Origin of the sequence: Parasphingorhabdus sp., assembly GCF_048267785.1 — a bacterium.
Taxonomy (GTDB): Bacteria; Pseudomonadota; Alphaproteobacteria; order Sphingomonadales; family Sphingomonadaceae; genus Parasphingorhabdus.
On record NZ_JBLWWU010000006.1, the window covers coordinates 1 to 18,903 of the forward strand.

The window sequence follows — 18,903 nt, forward strand, 5'->3', positions numbered from 1 at the left end:
TGGATCAATCCCCAGTTCCTGCGCGCGTTCCTTGAGATAGGCTTCCAGTATCTGTTTATCGCCAAGGGTATGGTAGCGCCGGTTCTGCTGCTGGGCAGTTTCAATCCGCTGACATCTCTTATCAACGATCTCGATCGCCCTGTTCTGTCCTTTGACCGAGGCATTGTCGATCAGCCTGAGGTCGATACTGCGTCTTTTGGTCATCCGGCGCTTTTTGCCGTTCTCGCTGACGGTCGTTTTGCGCTGAAGTTCTTGCAGAAACTCCGTGTCGGCATTGGGCACACCCTTTTTCCGGCTTCCGCGCTTCCGCCCGTCGCCGGCGGCGAACCGGTGCTGCTTGGGCGGCCGGTTACGGCCAACCTCGTAGGATCCATCTTCGCGGACATTGTCCTCCTTGAAAGGTTTGCCATCCTTGCGGCGTCCCTGCCGGGATGGCGGCTTCTCGTCATTTTCTTCGCCGCTTTCAGTGTCGCTCATGATGCCTCTCCCAGCCGCGCCTTGGCGACTTCATGAAACGGCGTGACACCGTCCAGCAGCGGCTCGCAGCCGGTAGCCTCGGCGGTGCGGCGCAGAATCACGTCGGCGTAAACGGGATCCAGCTCGATCGCCCGGCCGCGCCGCCCCGTCATCTCGCAGGCGGCCAAAAGCGTGCCGGATCCGGCGAAGGGATCGAGCACGATGTCGCCGCGCCGCGAGCAATCAAGGATGGCATCGGCAATCATCTGTTTCGGCTTGACGGTCGGATGATCGGCGAGATCCTCCATCCGCCCTGCACGAAACGTGTTAGCGGATGGATATCGCCAGACATTGCTGCGATTTCTTCGTCCGAGCGCAATATTGCTGATATGCGTGCCCGGGCTCACCTTGAACACATAGCAAAGCTCATGGGCTGACCTGTAGAACGCGCCCATGCCCGGATTCTTGGCCCATACAATCATGTTTTTCACTTCATGGAACACGCCCTGCGCGGCATCGAGCATATAGGGCGCTCCCCGCCAGTCCATGAACACAAAGGCAATGGCGCCCGGTGCGCAGTGCGCGGCCATCGCCTTGAAGGCCGGGCGCAGCAGCGTCATGCCGAACTCGGCCAGCGACACCTCGCCTGCGCCCATGACAAAATTGTCATGCTTGACCTTGCCGTTGCCCGAGACGTTGTTCTGGATCGTGCATCCATAGGGAGGATCGGTGACAATTAGCTGGGCCCGCTCGCCTGCAAGCAGGCGCTCGACGGCCTCCGGGTCGCGGGCATCAGCAACCATTGATTGCCGACTTTCCAGAAATCTCGATTTCTCGCAACCGGTACTGCGTCATTGGCCGGCAGCTCGACATTGTCCTCGTCCTCCGGCTCCTCTTCTCCGATACTTAGAATGCCGTCGATCTCGAACGTGTCGAATCCCGTGAGTTCCACTTCATAGCCGAGATCAATCAGGCCGGAGAGTTCGGAGCGCAGCAGCTTTTTGGACCATTTGGCGTCTTGGGCGAGCCTGTTGTCGGTAATGATATAGGCGCGGCGATCCAGCTCGTTCATTTCGCCCAGGTTGATCACCGGAACGTGGGTCTCGCCGTTCAGGCGCGCCGCCTCCAGACGGCCATGCCCGCAGACGAGGTTGCCCGCGTCATCAATGAGGAGCGGATTGGTCCATCCGAACTTCCTCATGCTGCGCTGGAGCTTCTTTATCTGGGCACGCGTATGCGTGTTGGGATTGTCCGCATAGACAATCACCTCATCGATCGGCACGTAGCTGAATGCGAGGAGGCGGGAAGGGATTTTAGATTTTGTGTGTGATTTGGGCATGACTTTTCCCTTTCAAAAATTGATAAAAACTTACAATTTCCGTGGTGAAAAGTGTCGGCCCTAAAGTCGACATTCCCTATATGTTTCTCTGGGCAGGATTTGTCCAGCCTGAAATTATCTGGACCTCGAGAAAATACATAATCGGCTGAAAAGGAACAAGAGGATTGAATTTTCGTTTGAGATTGCATCTCGTTCCCACAAACATGGTCCAGCCTTCCCACGAACATCCGATATGGGAAAACTGTCCTGAAGCCGCGCCATTGCTGGGGCTCTGACAGTTCAATCGGTGCGGTTCAGCCGTATCAGGGCGTTTTTCCCACTACTTTCCCACGAATATAGGAAAAGAACGCCTGAGACCGGTTCGCTAGAGACTGCGTCGCGCACCACCTTTTTCCTTAATTTTCAACGTCTCATGGCACGGCGTCGCATGTCTTCAGAGCACGCGAGTCGCGCCGCAGATCTTTTGCTTCATCTCTGGTTGCGACACGGGCGAAATCACCGGCCAGCCGGCGTTTGCCGGCTTCCATCATCGTCTTGATGTTATCGGTGGATTGTTGGGAATCCCGCCTCGACTGTCCAAATCATCCACGCGCACCATGCAGCCAGATGGAGGAGTCACAGAAAACTTTTGGTCAAATCCGCATCGCTACTACTCTGCAGATGCAGGCGTCTTCGGGCTCACCGCTTTGCTATCTATCCAGAAATTCTGGCGCAACCGATCGGCTACGCTGAAACCCTTGTCCGTTTCAGCCTGTTCGATCACAGCAAAATCATCCAATAATATCGTAGCCCCGTCCGATCCCATCATTTGCAAACTTGGGCGCATTGGCAGCAACTTGCCTTTTTTGGAATGGAGCGGCTTAAAATCGAAACGGAAGGGCTGCCAGCTTCCCGCCTGTATCGCAATGGATCCCATATCCCTCCATTCGGCTTCCTTCAAAGCCTTAAACCGACTGCTACCCGGTGGTCTGGACTGCAAAGATGCTGAAAGCTGGACCGGCTTGTCTGTCTTGATCCATCCGACAACTGAATATTCAGAACCGTTCAACACCCGAAGAAAAGTTCGAGGAGTAATCGAGACACCGCCGGTGGTCGGGGCTTGTCGAAGTTGCAATGCATGCCGCCCTGTTCGGCTGTTTGCTGACAATGAGGCATCGGCATTCACCACCTCCCAGCTCTGGTCGCTTGCATCCATATATTCACTGGATTCAAAATCTCCGCGATGCCAGATATCCTCTCCCCAATTCTGGTTGCTTCCAGGTCGATCGATGCAGGCCTCGGGTCCTGTCGCTAGATTGAAGGAAAGATATTTCACCCCATTGTCCTCAAGCTCCGGATCAGGGCAGGTCATTATGGGGCTGTCCTCTTCCGCCGCGGAATTCTGGATAACCGCATGGCCGCCGGACATGGAGAGTCTTGTTCCCATCGCTCGAGATTGGCTGAATAGCCTTCGCAAAACCCCTGCACGCATTCCGGCGACTGCGGGTACGGGGCGATAGTCAAGCAGTTGGACAGGGATCGCTTCTGCCCGATAAAACTGATCACCGTCCATCCAGACCTTTAGGACATAGGCCAGCTGTGCTTCAAAAAAATACTGGTCGAACACGAAGTTACCCAGAGAATAAGCGATCAGCTTGCCTTGATAGATTTCAAGCCCGTGGGTGACATGGGGATGATGGCCGACGACCAGATCGGCGCCGGCATCAACAGCATGTCTCAGGCGGGCCTGCGATATCTCAGTGGGGGCGTCACTATATTCGCGGCTGCCATGATATTGCACAACCGCGATACGATTATCGGCGACTTCACTTTGCAGCGCGTGGCTGATATTTTCTGCCGTTCCGTACGCAGCCCCGCCTTTGCCGGTCTCTGCGACCTGATTGGGAGACACGCTGCCCCGCCACCCAACAAAACCGAGCATCGAATATTTGCGTCCACCAATGTCGACACGAGCCGCCTTCAAAGCAGCTTCTTCGGAGTGACCGGCCCCAGAATAAAGCAAGGCAGCTGAGTCCAGCGCTGCTGTTGTCGATTGCAGCCCTGTATCAAGATAATCATAAACATGATTATTCCCTAAAGTCACATAATCTATACCGGCGCCTTTCAGTGCGGTGACTGCCTCGGGATGACTGAAGAATGTGATAGACTTTGCCGCTTTCCCCGGAGGCTCGGTCGGCACGAGTACCGTTTCCAGATTAACCGCTGCGAAATCAGCTGCCCGAAGATAATCAGCCATCGGTGCGAGCAGAGCCGCCATATCGCCGGTTCGGGCGGCTGGACGGATAAGCGGTGACGAACGCCACAGCGGCTTCTCAAATCGCCGGCCCATCATCACATCTCCGGCAAAAATCAATTCGACACGCCCTGGTTGACGTGCAATCAGTTCAACGTCCGGGACAAGATATTGGCCATCATCCGACTGTGGAAGCTCTGCTTCGGCAAAGGTGTATACGCCCGTGAAGGTCGCTTTGCCATCGAAGCGAAGCCGATAGATATCAGCCCGTGGGATGTTGGCAATATAACGACCGCCGATCTTCGCGGGGAAAGGTTGACCGTTAACGAAAACCGTCAATTCACTGTCCGCAAGCCTGCTGTTATCTGCGACCACCCTGCCTTCTATCACCACAGTATCAGGCTGGCCTGCAATCAGCGGCGTATATGCAAGGAAACAGGCCAGAAGCCCCAGTATAATGAGATAGCGGTCCTGAATAGTATGACCAGATTCATGCATGTTCGCCGTCAGGGCTGGCTCTCCAATATCCATCATGATTCTCGCTTTCCTGCGAATGGGCTTTTTACCCGTGCAACCTTGGATTGTTGATAAGCGAAACAGGAAAGACATCCAATGCTCATCGAACAAAAGCCCATAGCCAAAGGCTATGCTAGACGTGTCTAACAATACTAGATGATTGGCAGAAATATAAACAGGATAAGCCTTCTAATTATGGGACGAGCAATTGAGAACACCTCGTACAGCGTTGATCATTGGTGCCGGTGTTGTCGGCATGGCGAGCGCCTATGCGCTGGCGCGGCGGGGTGTGGCCGTCACGATACTCGATGCGATGCCAGGTGCCGGTATGGGTGCATCCTACGGCAACGGGCGGCAGTTGAGCTACGGCTATACCGATGCGCTTGCGAGCCGTGATCTGCTGGGCAAGATCCCGCGGCTTGCGCTTGGTTGTGACCCGGCATTCCGGATATACCCCCGGTTTGACGCTGTGTCGATCAAATGGAAATTGCAATTCCTGCGAAATTGCACCGAACGCAAATTTCGGCAAAATAGTCTGAACGGCCTGATGCTTGCGCGAAAATCACGCGATGCGATGGCGGCATTGCTGGCCAAGCATGACATCGAATTTGGTCACCGCACCGCCGGCAAGATGTTACTTTTTGACAACAACGCTGCCTTTTCCAGAGGGCGCGCGATCATGTATATGAAAGCCCGGCATCAGGAGCGGCAGATGGCACTGACCTATGATGAGGCCACAAAAATCGAGCCCGCTTTGAATGCAGTTGCCCACCCCGTCGCAGGCGTGATCTATTCACCGACCGAACAGACCGGAAATGCCGCCGTTTTTGCCGACAGGCTGGGGGACGTTGTTTCTCGCGAATACGGCGTTTCGTTGCGGTTCAACGTTGTGGTCACGGGAATAGAGTCGGATCGCAATCATGCGGTTGTCAAAATGGATTCCGGCGACGAGTTGCAGGCGGATATCGCGATTGTCTGTTCAGGAGCGGCTGCCGGAAAATTATTGCGTTCAACGAATATAAAGGCACCCATTTACCCGATGAAGGGCTATTCCTTCATTGCTCCCGCCACCAAGGCCAGTCCACAGGTCAGCATCACCGATGTCGTCCGAAAGCTGGTTTTCACCCGGATTGGAGACGAAATGCTGATCGCCGGGCTAGCCGATCTGGGGGATGATAGTGCCGATGTCAGGCCCGAAAGAATGGCTGATTTGATTGCGTCCGCGCAAGCGGCCTTTCCCGAAGCAGCAGACTATCGCGCGACGCGAAACCATTGGTCGGGTCTTCGTCCCATGACCCCTAATTCGCTCCCAATAATATCGCGGCCTAGCCCCACTTTGGCGATAAACGCCGGCCACGGTATGCTGGGCTGGACGCTCGCCATGGGATCCGGCGAAAAACTGGCCGAGCGGATTTTTGCAAACTAGCCGGAAAGCTAGACGTCATCGGCGGAAATATATTCCTCGACATCAATCTCGCCTGCCATCCTGCCGACCGCAACAGCCACAGTGGCATCGCCGGTGACATTGGTCATCGTCCGCATCATGTCCATGATATGATTGATGCCGGCAACAAAGGCGATGGTTTCAAGCGGTACGCCGATCGAACTGAGTACGAGGCTCATCATCACCAGCCCGGAACCCGGGATGCCCGCAGCGCCGACCGATCCCAGTGTCGCCGTCAGGCCGATGAGCAGATAGGATGTCCAGGTCAGATCAATCCCGTAAATCTGTGCGCCAAATAATGCCACCAACCCCAGATACATGGCGGTTCCGTTCATGTTGATGGTCGCGCCCAGAGCAACGGTGAAACTGGCAACACTTTTCGACACGCCAAGATTGCGCTGCACACAACGCAAGGTGACCGGCAAGGCGGCATTGGAGGACGCGGTTGAAAATGCGACCGCCTGTGCATCAACGATACCGCGAAAAAAATCGATGACGGGAAGCTTGGCGATGGTCTTCAAGATCACCGGATAGACCACCAATATGATGATGAAACAGCCGGCATAGTTAAGCGCCACCATTTTCGCGAGCGGCAGCAGGGCCTCGAAGCCAAACGTCCCGGCGACCCAGGCCATGAGCGCAAATACGCCAAAGGGTGTCAGTTCCATCACCAGCATGGTCATTTTCTGCATGACGACAGACCCGGCATCGACGCCACGAATGAGAGGAGCGGCCTCCTTGCCGGCCATGAGCAAGGCAATACCGAAAAGCATCGCAAAGATTATAAGCGGCAATATTTGCCCTTCGGCCATCGACATAACCGGGTTCTCCGGGATCAGTGCCAGGATCATGTCCGTTGGCGAGGTTGCAGCCGGTTGCGGTATATCGATGCCGGCTGGCAAACTTATATCCAGTCCTACGCCTGGCTGGAAAATCGTGCCCATGGTAAGGCCGAGCGAAACCGAAATGATCGCCGTGGTAACGAAAAGCAGCAGGGCCTTGCCGCCGACATTGCCGAGTTTCTTCAAATCCCCCAGCGCCGCGATACCGGATACCAGCGAGAAAAAAATCAGCGGGACGATCAGCATCTTGATCGCCCGGATGAACAGATCACCGATCCATTTGATGCTTTCTGCCCCCGGCCCCCAGAACAAGCCCGCGGCGATGCCGAGCACAAGCGCCCCGACGACACGCTGCCACAAAGGGATTTTGAACCAGAATTTCAACATTGGGTTTCCTTGAGCAGCGGTCTTCCGGGCAAAGCTCCGGTTGATTGTCCATCGAGTATCACGGGTTGGCCGTTGACAAACAGATGCCGCACGCCTGTCGATAATAGACGCGGCTGTTCGTAAGTCGCCCTTGGTGCAAATGATTCCGAATCAAACACCGTAATATCTGCCGCCATCCCGACCCTCAGATAGCCGCGATCTTTCAGCCCCACAATGTCGGCCGTCTGCCCGCTGCTCCGGCGAATGAACCGGGAGAGGGACATTAATTTCCCGTCCACCACGAAGTCCCGATAGGCCTTGGGAAAACTCGCATATTTGCGCGGATGCCCCGTACTGCCGTCCGACCCTGTTACGACCCATTCCTGCCTGGCAAATGCTATGATATCGTCCGTGTCCATGTTGAACGAGGCAACACGTGCATCACCGGTCTTCAATATATCGACAGCGACGTCCAGCGGATCGCTTCTCTGCTGAACGGCATGATCAGCCAACGTTCGACCTATTTCTATGTCAGCATCTTCCAATGCGCCGGTGATGAGCAATTTATCCGCTCCTCCGCGCCGCTCAAGATTTTCCGCCATTTCGCTTTTGATCCGGTTGAGCGTGGCTGCATTGTCCAGACGCTCGCGCAGTCCTGCCAGACCTCCGTCCAGCGCCCATCTCGGAACAAGTGCATTGCTTATACGCGTACCCGAGGCGGCCCAGGGATATTGATCGGCAGTGATCTTTTGACCCTTTTCTCGCGCCGCGTTGACAAGCGAGATTATCTGGTTGCTCTGTCCCCACACGGCCGGCCCCAGCGCCTTGATATGGGATATATGCACTGCCGCTCCGGACTGCGCGCCAATTTTGATCGCCTCGTTGACCGCCCCGATCAACCCGATATTATAGCTGCTTTCATCGCGCAAATGCGTGTCATAATAGCCGCCCTTGCGACCAGAGATTTTGGCCAGTTCGATGACTTCTGCGGTTCTGGCAAAATTTTGCGGTGTATAGTAGAGTCCGGCCGACAGGCCGACCGCGCCCTCGCACATTGCCCGGGTCATCATGTCTTTCATCCGCGATGATTCCGCTTCCGTTGGAGCGCGATCATCCTCACCGATCACGGTTTTGCGGATATATCCGAACCCGGCCAGATAGGCGACATTGGTCCCGATAGGCTCCTGCCGTACTTGTGCCGCCATTTTCGATATTTCTGTTCTGCCATGACCGTCATTTCCAACCAGAACGGTCGTGACTCCCTGAAACGCATATGCCTTGTTCTGGCGTTCCTGTGGATCACTGGAGGTCAGTTGGTTGTCCGCATGGGTGTGTGGATCGATAAACCCGGGTGCCACGATCAGACCCGCCGCATCGATCACTGTTGCATCGGCAAATTGCCCTTCGGCCGCATCGCCGATGAACACGATCCGGTCAGCCCGTAGGGCAATGTCAGCGATCCGGGGCGCAGTCCCGCTGCCGTCGTAAACCAGACCATTTTCAATCAGATAATCTGTCGCAATATCGGTCGGCTCTTCAGAATAGGTCTCGCAGCCAGCAAGCAGCAACAATGCAAATGGAGCGAGCGATTGCGCCAGAATCTTGCGGTCCTTCATCGCGGCGCTTCTGTTTCCATGAGCGTTTCCATCATCGTGGTTGCAGCCGCCTTGGCAATTTTGCGCACCTTCTGGCGATCCGTTTCATCCCCCATCTCATAAGTCATCGTTGGCACACCATATCTTTTGTGGACATAGTTTTTGGAATTCGGCTGCCCCAGATTGTGACCGGCATCCCGATTGATCTGATAACCCGGTAAATGCTGCTCCAGCAAGCCCAGCCAGTTTCTCAGAAACAGTGGAGGTCTTGTTTCGTAGCTATCCGGTATAGTGTAAAAAACATCATATATGGTGGAATGAAAATCGACAAACAGGCGCAAATTCTTGTTTGGCTCCTTTTCGATACCATCCAGCAGCCCTTTCATCAGCCGGGTCTCCGGCTGGGTAAACGGCCCCCAATCCCGATTCAGGTCGATGTGCCCTGTGCTGTGGCGCCAATGACCACGCACCACACCGTCCGGATTGAGCATGGGAACAACGATCGTTTCGAACCTTTCGCGAAAACGTTCTGCAAGGGGCGTGTCGGCCAGCAGCGTTTCGACGAAGGATAACATTGCCAGAGCGCCGGTTACTTCGGGAGGATGCTGTCGACCGAGCAAGACGACCTGCTCAAGCGGCTCCGTACCGCTTTTCCGGATGGTAAGCGCGGGAATATCACGCCCTTCTGCAGATTTACCGAGCAACCAGCTTTCGGCGGCAGGAGATTTGGTGATCCGGCCCAGCCAGGCACGATAGACCGATGGCGGCAATATTTCCTGTGCGGAAACAAATAGCGGAACGTTCTTGAGCTTCACGGTAACCCGCGCCCGTTTCAGGCCGTCGATCTCTTCAACCTTCACGAATTTCTTCGGTAAATAGTCCCAATTCACCCCGTCCGTGCTGGTCTTTGGCCAATAGCGATGTCCGCAAGCTTCATAGTTGAGGATCAAAGTAACCTTGCCAGGCGTTCGGGGCGTCAACCGAAATGCATACCAGGCACTGCAGTTGATTGGAGGCTTGTCTTCGGGCGCCAGCCTGACCTCGATCCGTTTCGAACCCGAAAGGCTGCACGACGCTACGTTGCCCGAAGGAAAAGCCGTGTCCAGCGTGACATGTTCCGTTTCACATCGAATATTGTCACCGGCCCCCGCCGCTTGCGCGGGAGCCGGCAGAAAAGAGGCCAAAGCAAGCGCGGCCACCCCAAGCAAAATCACTCTCAGATCGGCACGAAAAATACGATCCGGCATCGATTCAAATACATTGTCCATTGATCAGAATTTTTTCTGAATCTCGAAACGGAACTGACGGCCCCTTGCACTGTGCAATGCACCGTCGAAACCGAATAGCTCATCCGACAGCGGCGGATCCTCATTGAAGATATTGTTGAACCCGAATTTTAATCGCGTCCCATCCAATCCGGTATCATTGTTGATGGTGTAGCTGATTGATGCGTTCATGGTAAACCAGTCATCCACACGGTAGAAATCCCCTGTATCGTTCTGGACCGCGCTGACATCGAATATCTTGCCGACATAACGGCCGAACAGGTTGACCGCGACCGGACCGGACCGCCAGTTTACCGATCCGCTAAGCCGCCATTTCGGGCGACCGTCCAGTTCAAGCTGTTCACCGAATCCTTCAGGCCGCAAGGTTGCAATACTGGCTGCCGAGACCTCCGGTATCGCAGCGAGCAAATCGGGCAGGTCGGTCAGCAAAGGCAATCCATCAGCGCCGGGAGTCTGGTAAATGCTCTTCAAACGTGCCGCGTTCAGGGTGAGCTTGAATTTGCCAATACCAAAATCCGGTACCGTATAGAATAGACCAAAATCGAAGCCTTTACTGACCCGTGAGTCCAGATTGCGATACGGGTTCAAAATCTCGATGATATCACCGGCCGGCAGAATGCCGGTTCCAGCATATAGATCTAGCTGATCTTGGTCCGGGTCGGCGCGTACAACATTGGGATTGCTCCGGCCTTGCAGGCGCTCAACCAAATCGAGATACAAGGCATTTTGTGCGCCAAAGATACCGACAATGCCAGTCTGTCTCACACGCCAATAGTCGGCCGTCAGCGTCAGTCCAGGAATAAAGCCCGGGGAAACGACCACGCCAAAGTTGATACTCTGGCTCTTTTCCGGTTCAAGATCGTTGCCCGTCCGATAGTCGACCACCGATCGGGTGCCGCAATCTCCGGCATCCGTTTCAATGCCTTTGATAAGCTCTGCAACACATTCAACCGCGGGCCGTTCGGAGTTTGAACGGGTTGTACCGCTATCATTGATTTGTATCAGGTTCGGCGCGCGGAATCCGCGAGACCATGCACCGCGCAGGATTAAACCGGAAAATGGCTCCCATGATGCGGCCGCTCTGGGAACGAAGGCACTGCTGGTATCCGAGAAACTTTCAAACCGGCCGGCCAATTGCAAATTCAGCGAATGGACAAGCGGAATCTCCATATCCTCCGAGATCAGGGGCACGAATGTTTCGACAAATGCGGAATATACTTCGCGATTGCCGCTGGTATCCGGCGTGGGGCTGCTGCCGACGACGTCGCTGCCATTGGTTGCGCCGGTAACGGCGTTGGTGAAGGTTATCGTTCCGTCCAGTCTGGGATCGCGATCGTCGAGAAACGTCTCTCGGCGAAATTCTATTCCCCCGGCGAGACCGACGTCACCGCCTGGCAAGACGAAGATATCAGACCTAGATACTTTGAAATCGGCCAAGGCCAGTGTCGTTTCGCCCTTGCGGAATACGTCAATGGAAATATCTTCGAGAACCTGATCATTGCTCGGTGTGCAGTCGCCGACATTTACATTGTCGAGACAGCCCCCATTGAACGGATTATATGCAGTCGCATCATTACGGTTAATTGCGTCCTGCAGCAGGCTGCTGGATATCCGGTTGCGGGCCAGATCGGTTGTATTGGCCTGCGAATAAAGAAAACCGGTGTCGAAATCCCAGCCCCACAAATCACCTTTCAAACCTGCGACGATACGATAGGTGTTTTTGGACACCGTGATATTGCGCGGCCCGGCGTCGATAACCCGGTAATTTTCCAGCAACAGGTCGCGACCGGAATCGCTGACTCCGGAACCCAGGCCCGCCAAGCGATTGGGGTTTGGGGACCCGTCGAGGAGGGTCGTCGCGCCCAGCGGGTTGTAGTAAGCCGATGACAGCACGCCCAGTGGCACGGCAGTCAGGGGACCGCTTTGCTCACGAACGCGCGTCGACTTGGACCGATAAAAGGACCCTTCGGCATAAAATTCTACTGCGTCGCTCAATTCATGATTGAAGAGCGCAGACACGTTGTAGCGATCCTTTTCGGAATACAGGCTCCGGTCCGTATTGGAATCATACCGGAGATCGGCATCCACGCTGGATCCGTTATCCGCACAAAGGCCGTTGCCGAGAGCAACAGACCTTGTATCCCCTGCCGACAAAAAGCTGCAGGGCTGGATGTGGAAATCGTCATCGCGCACCGCCCAGATATTGCTGGAGGTCGCACCCGATCCCTGAATGTCAAACGTCGCCCAGGGCGTGTCCGAGGTTCTGTTGTGAAAATTGGAATCGCCTTCAAAATCCGTGCCTTCTACAAGCCGACGGAGATCGCTGCTTGAGGAATAGTCGCGCATCGACGTCGGTGCGCCGTTCTCATGATAATAATAGCCATAAAGAGTCAGGTTGCTGCGACCCTCATTAAAATCAAAACCATAGCCACCGCGAATGCTCGAATTATACAGGCTCGTACCCATCGATGCAGCATAGTTGGCGCGCAAAAAACCGCCATCGAGATTGTCCTTCAATATCGTGTTCACCACACCGGCGACGGCGTCGGCACCATAAAGCGCAGAGGCTCCATCCCGTAAAACCTCAATGCGACGGACGGCACCGGGAGCGATCTCATTCGTGTCAGCTGACACCACCGGCACAAATAGTTCGGTCTGAAAACCCGGGTTCAGAACCATCCGGCGCCCGTTAATCAGCAGCAATGTGTTACCCGTGCCCAACCCGCGCAAGTTGATTGATGCAATGTCGCCGCGCGCCGCATTTGGACTGTTCGACTGGCTGCTCTGGTCATTGAATTCGACCGTGCCAGCTTGCGGGATGGCCCGAAACAGATCATCGCCAGAATCTGCGCCGGTGGCTTCGATCGCCACTTCGTCAAGCACCGTTACCGGAAGGACATCATCGATTTTCGCACCTTTGATCTGCGAGCCGGTGACCACGATAACATTTTCACTATCTGTTGCGCCCTGTGCCGCCGCGTCTTGCGCCCATGCCGTGCTATTGGTTCCGGCGATCAACGCCGATGAGCATAACAGATGGCTAATTACTTTGTTTAATTTTGACATGTTTGCCTCCCTGAAAGACCGTCAGTTTTTCATCTGGATTCGAAGATATTGTGCTTCGATTGTCCAAACCCCATCAGAATGTGACACCTTTAGCGGCGCAAAAGCAATATTCTGACCCTTACATTATGGATAGAAGTGCATAAACGTAGGCTATGACCTCGCTCGGCCAACCGCTATGCAATATCGCCTGAGCTGATCTGCGACTGAATAAAATCGCTCGCCACGTCGACAAACGCTTCAATCAATTTTCCTTGCGGATGACCCTTTTGGACGACCGAAATAATAGAAAATCCCAGCGGCGGTGAAAATGGATATCGTTCCAGGCCTGCGCACAGCTGGGAACAGGCTGTGAACTGATCGGTCACCGTAACGCCCAACCCTTTGCGCACAAGCGACAAGGCCACATAATAAGTTTGGGCGGTAACGATTGTCTCGGGACAGACTTCCTGTTCTTCCAACTCGTGGGCCAATATCTCTGCCAGTGGGCCACTGTCTTTCAAATCGACAAATGGCCGCTCGTGCAGAGCCGAGAGCGGCACCGTTCCCTCGGAATCAATCGGTTGCTCATCATTCGCGACCAGCATCAACTGGCCTTCAGCAAGCTGCCGGATATCAAGTCTGTCGTCCGTGATCGCGCCATATCCCAAACAGAGATCGCACCGGTTCTCCAAGATAGCGGCCTTGATTTCATGCGAATGGAGCGTCGAAATTTCAAAGCTGAGCTCAGGTTGGGATCTGCGCATTTCAGCGATGCATTCCGGTACAATATCAAGACTCAGTGACGGCAGGACACCGAGGCGGATATGGCCGCCTTTGCGGTTTCTTATATTCTGCGCGGACCGGTCAAAAGCTGCGATCCGCTGGTATATGTCCTTGATATCGCCAAATAGTTCATCGGCAGCAGGGGTTGGATATAACCGGCCTTTTTCGCGCCTGAATAATAGAAACCCCAGTTGATCCTCGGCGTAGCGCAGCACCTTGCTCACTGATGGCTGCGAGACATGGAGCGTCCGCGCCGCGCCGGTGATCGAGCCTTCCCGATACACATGATAGAATATTTCGATCTGACGCAGCCGCATGGATATCTCATGGCATCCGGTGCCACGATTGGCAATTTAATGATTGATTTGATCGTTCATGTTGCACCTGCGAACATAAAGGCGTTAGACTGTCTGAAGTCACTTCCGCAATCGGAGTCGCAGTTGCGTATTGCTGTTATCGATGAGAATCCCGTTCGCGCGGCCATAATTGAAGACGGGCTTGCCGATGTGGGTGAGCGCGATGTTTTCGTGATCTCTCAGCGTTCTGGCATGGCGCGTGCGATAGAGACGATCGATCCGGATGTTATACTGATCGACTTGGGCAATCCCTCCCGTGATATGCTGGAGGAATATTTTGCTGTCAGCCGCGCTGTATCGCGACCAATCGCCATGTTTGTCGAACAATCTGACGACGATACAATTGCAGCCGCGATAGATGCCGGAGTGTCAGCCTATATCGTCGATGGCCTTTCCCAGCGCCGAATGAAGCCGATCCTTGATTTGGCAGTGAGGCGATTTCAGGCGTTTTCACGGTTGCAAACAGAATTGAAAGAGGCACGTGATGCGCTTTCCGAGCGAACAATCGTCGACAATGCCAAGAAAATACTGATCCAGAAGCGGAATATCAGCGAGCCGGAAGCACACAAGCTGCTCCGTGACCATGCCATGAACAGCAACAAGCGAATGGCGGAGGTGGCCGAAGCCATCGTCATGGCCGAAAAATTATTAGGGGGCGGCCTGTGAGCATTGATCAAATGAATGTCGGTTTTCTGCCACTGGTGGATGCGGCCTTGCCGATTTTGGCCCAGGAGCACGGCTTTGCCGAAGAGCAGGGACTGCATTTAAACTTCATTCGGGATGTAAGCTGGGCATCTGTGCTGGACAGGCTGCTCTATGGGCATACCGATGCAGCCCATTTGCTCGCACCGCTTGCGATCGCAACCACGCTGGGGAGGGGCCGTCCAGCCAAGGCACTGTCCGTGCCTTTCATCCTGGGGTTGAACGGCAACGCGATTACGATGTCCCACGCGTTGGCAGACAAGGTAGCACCGGGTGGCAAGCTCGGCGATCCCGTCTCCGTCGGAGAAAGGCTGAAAAGGGAAGTTGCGGAACGCGCTGTGGCAGGAAATCGTATTCGATTTGGTGTTGTGCATCGCTATTCCGGTCACAATTACAAGCTACGCTATTGGTTGGCACAATGCGGCATTGTGCCTGATGCCGACGTTGATATCGTGACCATCGCGCCCCCGTTCGCCGCTGATGCTCTGGCGAATGCCGAAGTGGACGGAATATGTGTGGGCGAACCTTGGAATAGCGTCGCCGTCGAGCGTGGCGTCGGCCGGATCGTTCTTGTCACGGCGCAAATCTGGCGTCGCGGCGTCGAAAAGGTGCTGGCCATTCCCGCCGATAAGCTTGATGATGATCGGGACAAGTTTGAGCGTCTGGTTCGGGCACTGCATTTCGCCGCCAAGCATTTTGTCGATCCAGAAAATTGGGATGCCAATGCCGAAATACTTGCCCGCAAGGATTATCTGGATGGCTCGGCGAAGCTGATAAACCGGGCGATCTCGGACCGGATCATGCTGACCGCAGGCGCGCGCACAATTGATGTACCGGATTTCATGTTTCAATATCGGGAGGCGGCAAACTTCCCCTGGAAAAGTCAGGCGGCATGGCTCTATTCGCAAATGCTGCGCTGGGATCATCTGACCTATAATGCAGAGGATCAGTTGCGCGCCGAGGAAGTTTTTCGACCCAATGTCTATCGTACGGCGTTGAAGGGACTGGACACCCCGATACCGGGTGCCAATGCCAAACTGGAAGGCAGCGTGACCGGCAGCTTGCCGGTCGGTTCGACTCAGGGGCGATTGACACTGGGTGCCAATCCGTTTTTCGATGGCCGTATCTTTGATCCTATGGAAGTCGAAAACTATCTGGATTCATTGCCAAAAATCTAAAGTTTGCTGCAGCGCAATATTTTAACTTGCCTTTTTAGATCTGCTGATGTTATTTGATTCGGGTCGGGAAAATCCTCGGCACCATATTTACCGGTTTGTCCAATGGCGGGCAAACGCATGGTAGAACGAACTACATTCGAATAGGCAATGTCGCCGCCCAAGCCAGTCTGAAGGACTGCTGCTTGAGGCGGTTTTTTTGTGTGTTTTTTCGTTCCATCCTTGCGTTGCCCGGCAATGAAAAAGGGATTGAGCAATGAAATCGAACCGCCGCAATTTTCTTCTCATGGCTGCCTGTGCAGTGGCTTTGTCTGCATGCGGAAGCGGTGGCGACAACTCGTCAAATAGCGGCGGGTCAGCCAAGCCTTCGACCATCGACGGTGCGATTGAAAAGCCGTCCCTGAAACTCGGTTTCATCAAGCTCACCGATATGGCACCGCTGGCTATCGCCAAGGAAAAGGGGTTTTTCGCGGAAGAAGGGTTGAACGTCACTCTGGAACCGCAGGCGAACTGGAAAGTGTTGCTGGACGGTGTGATTGGCGGGCAGCTTGACGGTGCGCATATGCTGGCTGGCCAGCCACTCGCGGCAACGATCGGCTATGGCACGAAGGCTGACCTTATTGCTCCGCTCTCACTTGATCTCAATGGCAATGCGATCACCCTTTCCAACAGGGTCTGGGCCCAGATCGAGCCGGGCTTGAAGAAAAATGCCGATGGAAAGCCTCAGCATCCGATCAGTGCCTCCGTCCTGAAGCCGGTCATCGCAAGCTACAAGGAGCAGGGAAAGCAATTTAAAATGGGAATGGTTTTCCCGGTTTCCACGCATAATTATGAATTGCGCTACTGGCTGGCGGCGGGCGGTATCGAACCGGGCTATTACACGCCCGGCGATGTCGGCGGTACCGTTGGCGCGCAGGCGGCCTTGTCCGTCACGCCTCCGCCGCAGATGCCCGCCACGATGGAGGCCGGCACGATCGACGGCTATTGTGTGGGCGAGCCATGGAACCAGGCAGCGGTACAAAAGAAAATCGGCGTGCCGGTCATTACCGATGACGAAATCTGGAAAAAGAACCCGGAAAAAGTCCTCGGTCTACGCAAGGATTTTGCCGAGAAATATCCTGCCACCACAGCCGCCATGCTCCGCGCGATCATCAAGGCCCAGCAATGGCTGGACGTCGATGGCGGCAAGAACCGTGCGGAAGCCGTTAAAATTCTGGCACGATCCAATTATGTCGGCGCGGACGAAGCCGTAATCGGTGCCTCGATGACCGGGCAGTTCACTTTCCAGTCCGGAGACACGCGGCCGGCTCCCGATTTCAACATCTTCTTCAACGACTATGCCGGCTACCCCTTTTACTCGGACGCAATCTGGTATCTCACCCAGATGCGGCGCTGGGGACAGATTGCCGATGACCAGACCGACCAATGGTATTTCGATACAGCGAAAGCGGTCTATCGGCCTGACCTCTATCTTGCCGCCGCGAAAAAGCTGGCGGACGAGGGAACCATTCCTGCGGAAAGCATCCCGGAAACCGACGGTTTCAAGAGCGAGCAATCCGGCTTTATCGATGGCCTCACCTACGACGGAAAAGCGCCCAATGCCTATCTCGCGAAATTCCCGATCGGTTTGAAAAAAGGGCAAAAAGTGACCGCTTCCGGCGTCAACTAAGCTTCTGATGAATAAAGGAAACAAAGACATGGCGACCGTCATTGTAGATAAGGTTCACAGCGATAATGGCGGGGCTTCTCCGGCAAAAGGGAAGGCTGGCGTTTCAGATGTTTCGGTCGATCCGGTAACATCCACCAAGCCGAGCCCCAAGGCTGGAAAAAGCTGGCCGATTGAACCGAAGAAAATCCTCGCATGGCTGAAAGGTCTTGCGGCTCCGACTATAGGGATATTGGCTTTTCTTGCCTTATGGGCTGCACTGGCACCACAGGTGGATACATCGCTTGGTAGTCTTCCGGGGCCGGTCGAAGTTTCCGCTCAAGGGGTTTCGCTTTTCGAGGAATGGTCCGCCGCGCAAGACCAGAAAGCGGAATTTTATGCGGCGCAGGACACCAACAATGCAGCGGCACTTGCCAATGGCGGCGAAACACGGAATTTTGAATATAGTGGTCCGCCCACTTTTCTGGACCAGATCTGGACGTCCCTGGCGACGGTTGCCCTTGGCTTCGCTCTGGCCACAATAATCGCCGTGCCGCTCGGCCTGATCTGCGGTCTGTCCAGAACATTCAATGCCGCGATCAATCCGATCGTGCAGATTATGAAACCGGTCAGCCCGCTGGCATGGCTTCCGATTGTCACCATGGTCATTTCGGCGACGATGACCGATCCCGATCCGAGCCTGCCAAAAAGCTTCGTGATCTCCGCAATCGTCGTGATGCTTTGCTCGCTCTGGTCTACGCTGATCAATACCGCGATTGGAGCCGCCTCGATCGACAAGGATTTGATGAACGTCGGTAAGGTGCTTCGCCTCGGTTGGTTCGCCAAGCTGACCCGCCTCGTCCTGCCATCGGCTCTTCCCTATATTTTTACCGGCATGCGGCTGTCATTGGGTGTTGGCTGGATGGTTCTGATCGCGGCGGAAATGCTCGCGCAAAACCCCGGACTTGGCAAATTCGTCTGGGATGAGTTTCAGAACGGATCGAGCCAGTCGCTCGCCCGGATAATGTTCGCGGTCATCGTGATCGGCCTGATCGGCTTCTTGCTCGACCGGATCATGATGCTTCTGCAAAATTTCGCCAGTCGCAATCGTACGGTTTGA

General features: G+C 54.8%; 14 protein-coding genes. 5 read left to right on the forward strand and 9 right to left on the reverse strand.

Features of this window, described 5'->3' with window-relative positions:
* The 4 genes from ACN0VD_RS06265 to ACN0VD_RS06280 all read right to left on the reverse strand — a co-directional run.
* The coding region (locus ACN0VD_RS06265) for a DUF5681 domain-containing protein (RefSeq protein ID WP_417592758.1) at positions 1 to 477 on the reverse strand (477 nt) is incomplete at its 3' end.
* The gene (locus tag ACN0VD_RS06270) at positions 474 to 1,259 is read right to left on the reverse strand and encodes a DNA-methyltransferase (protein WP_417592760.1); all 786 of its coding nucleotides are present in this window, start codon (positions 1,257 to 1,259) and stop codon (positions 474 to 476) included. The genes ACN0VD_RS06265 and ACN0VD_RS06270, both read right to left, overlap by 4 nt.
* On the reverse strand, positions 1,193 to 1,795 hold the full coding sequence (locus ACN0VD_RS06275) for a ParB/Srx family N-terminal domain-containing protein (protein ID WP_417592762.1): 603 nt from the start codon (positions 1,793 to 1,795) through the stop codon (positions 1,193 to 1,195). Before ACN0VD_RS06275 ends, ACN0VD_RS06270 begins: the two co-directional genes overlap by 67 nt.
* A gap of 649 nt (positions 1,796 to 2,444) precedes the next feature.
* On the reverse strand, positions 2,445 to 4,562 hold the full coding sequence (locus tag ACN0VD_RS06280; protein WP_417592764.1) for a CapA family protein: 2,118 nt from the start codon (positions 4,560 to 4,562) through the stop codon (positions 2,445 to 2,447).
* Between the two features lie 190 nt (positions 4,563 to 4,752).
* Here ACN0VD_RS06280 and ACN0VD_RS06285 point away from each other — a divergent pair, with 190 nt between their 5' ends.
* Complete coding sequence (locus tag ACN0VD_RS06285; protein WP_417592766.1) at positions 4,753 to 5,970, forward strand: FAD-dependent oxidoreductase; 1,218 nt, start codon at positions 4,753 to 4,755, stop codon at positions 5,968 to 5,970.
* An 8-nt stretch (positions 5,971 to 5,978) separates the two neighbouring features.
* Here ACN0VD_RS06285 and ACN0VD_RS06290 read toward each other — a convergent pair whose 3' ends face one another.
* The 5 genes from ACN0VD_RS06290 to ACN0VD_RS06310 all read right to left on the reverse strand — a co-directional run bounded on the left by ACN0VD_RS06290 (position 5,979) and on the right by ACN0VD_RS06310 (position 14,222).
* The gene (locus ACN0VD_RS06290; RefSeq protein WP_417592768.1) at positions 5,979 to 7,217 is read right to left on the reverse strand and encodes a dicarboxylate/amino acid:cation symporter; all 1,239 of its coding nucleotides are present in this window, start codon (positions 7,215 to 7,217) and stop codon (positions 5,979 to 5,981) included.
* Positions 7,211 to 8,812 (reverse strand): N-acyl-D-amino-acid deacylase family protein, encoded by a 1,602-nt coding sequence (locus ACN0VD_RS06295; protein ID WP_417592770.1) that lies wholly within the window; start codon positions 8,810 to 8,812, stop codon positions 7,211 to 7,213. Before ACN0VD_RS06295 ends, ACN0VD_RS06290 begins: the two co-directional genes overlap by 7 nt.
* A complete protein-coding gene (locus ACN0VD_RS06300) occupies positions 8,809 to 10,059 on the reverse strand; it encodes a M14-type cytosolic carboxypeptidase (protein ID WP_417592772.1) in 1,251 nt (416 codons plus the stop codon). Before ACN0VD_RS06300 ends, ACN0VD_RS06295 begins: the two co-directional genes overlap by 4 nt.
* A gap of 3 nt (positions 10,060 to 10,062) precedes the next feature.
* Positions 10,063 to 13,143: a TonB-dependent receptor domain-containing protein gene (locus ACN0VD_RS06305; protein WP_417592774.1), complete on the reverse strand. Its 3,081-nt coding sequence runs from the start codon at positions 13,141 to 13,143 to the stop codon at positions 10,063 to 10,065.
* A gap of 173 nt (positions 13,144 to 13,316) precedes the next feature.
* Entirely contained in the window at positions 13,317 to 14,222 is a 906-nt protein-coding gene (locus ACN0VD_RS06310) for a LysR family transcriptional regulator (protein WP_417592776.1), read from the reverse strand.
* A 123-nt stretch (positions 14,223 to 14,345) separates the two neighbouring features.
* Between ACN0VD_RS06310 and ACN0VD_RS06315 the strand changes: the two genes are divergently transcribed.
* From ACN0VD_RS06315 to ACN0VD_RS06330, 4 genes are all read left to right on the forward strand, one after another.
* Positions 14,346 to 14,927 carry an ANTAR domain-containing response regulator gene (locus ACN0VD_RS06315; RefSeq protein WP_417592778.1) on the forward strand — a complete coding sequence of 194 codons (582 nt, stop codon included), beginning with the start codon at positions 14,346 to 14,348 and terminating at the stop codon, positions 14,925 to 14,927.
* Entirely contained in the window at positions 14,924 to 16,141 is a 1,218-nt protein-coding gene (locus ACN0VD_RS06320; RefSeq protein WP_417592780.1) for a CmpA/NrtA family ABC transporter substrate-binding protein, read from the forward strand. Before ACN0VD_RS06315 ends, ACN0VD_RS06320 begins: the two co-directional genes overlap by 4 nt.
* 253 nt (positions 16,142 to 16,394) lie before the next feature.
* The gene (locus ACN0VD_RS06325; protein ID WP_417592782.1) at positions 16,395 to 17,807 is read left to right on the forward strand and encodes a CmpA/NrtA family ABC transporter substrate-binding protein; all 1,413 of its coding nucleotides are present in this window, start codon (positions 16,395 to 16,397) and stop codon (positions 17,805 to 17,807) included.
* 28 nt (positions 17,808 to 17,835) lie between these two features.
* Positions 17,836 to 18,903, forward strand: coding sequence for an ABC transporter permease (locus ACN0VD_RS06330; protein WP_417592784.1), 1,068 nt, complete (start codon positions 17,836 to 17,838; stop codon positions 18,901 to 18,903).

Coding starts and splice junctions, on each gene's coding strand:
- ACN0VD_RS06270 (WP_417592760.1), bottom strand. CDS start 1,259: ATGGTTGCTGATGCCCGCGACCCGGAGGCCGTCGAGCGCCTGCTTGCA.
- ACN0VD_RS06275 (WP_417592762.1), bottom strand. CDS start 1,795: ATGCCCAAATCACACACAAAATCTAAAATCCCTTCCCGCCTCCTCGCA.
- ACN0VD_RS06280 (WP_417592764.1), bottom strand. CDS start 4,562: ATGATGGATATTGGAGAGCCAGCCCTGACGGCGAACATGCATGAATCT.
- ACN0VD_RS06290 (WP_417592768.1), bottom strand. CDS start 7,217: ATGTTGAAATTCTGGTTCAAAATCCCTTTGTGGCAGCGTGTCGTCGGG.
- ACN0VD_RS06295 (WP_417592770.1), bottom strand. CDS start 8,812: ATGAAGGACCGCAAGATTCTGGCGCAATCGCTCGCTCCATTTGCATTG.
- ACN0VD_RS06300 (WP_417592772.1), bottom strand. CDS start 10,059: ATGGACAATGTATTTGAATCGATGCCGGATCGTATTTTTCGTGCCGAT.
- ACN0VD_RS06305 (WP_417592774.1), bottom strand. CDS start 13,143: ATGTCAAAATTAAACAAAGTAATTAGCCATCTGTTATGCTCATCGGCG.
- ACN0VD_RS06310 (WP_417592776.1), bottom strand. CDS start 14,222: ATGCGGCTGCGTCAGATCGAAATATTCTATCATGTGTATCGGGAAGGC.
- ACN0VD_RS06325 (WP_417592782.1), top strand. CDS start 16,395: ATGAAATCGAACCGCCGCAATTTTCTTCTCATGGCTGCCTGTGCAGTG.
- ACN0VD_RS06330 (WP_417592784.1), top strand. CDS start 17,836: ATGGCGACCGTCATTGTAGATAAGGTTCACAGCGATAATGGCGGGGCT.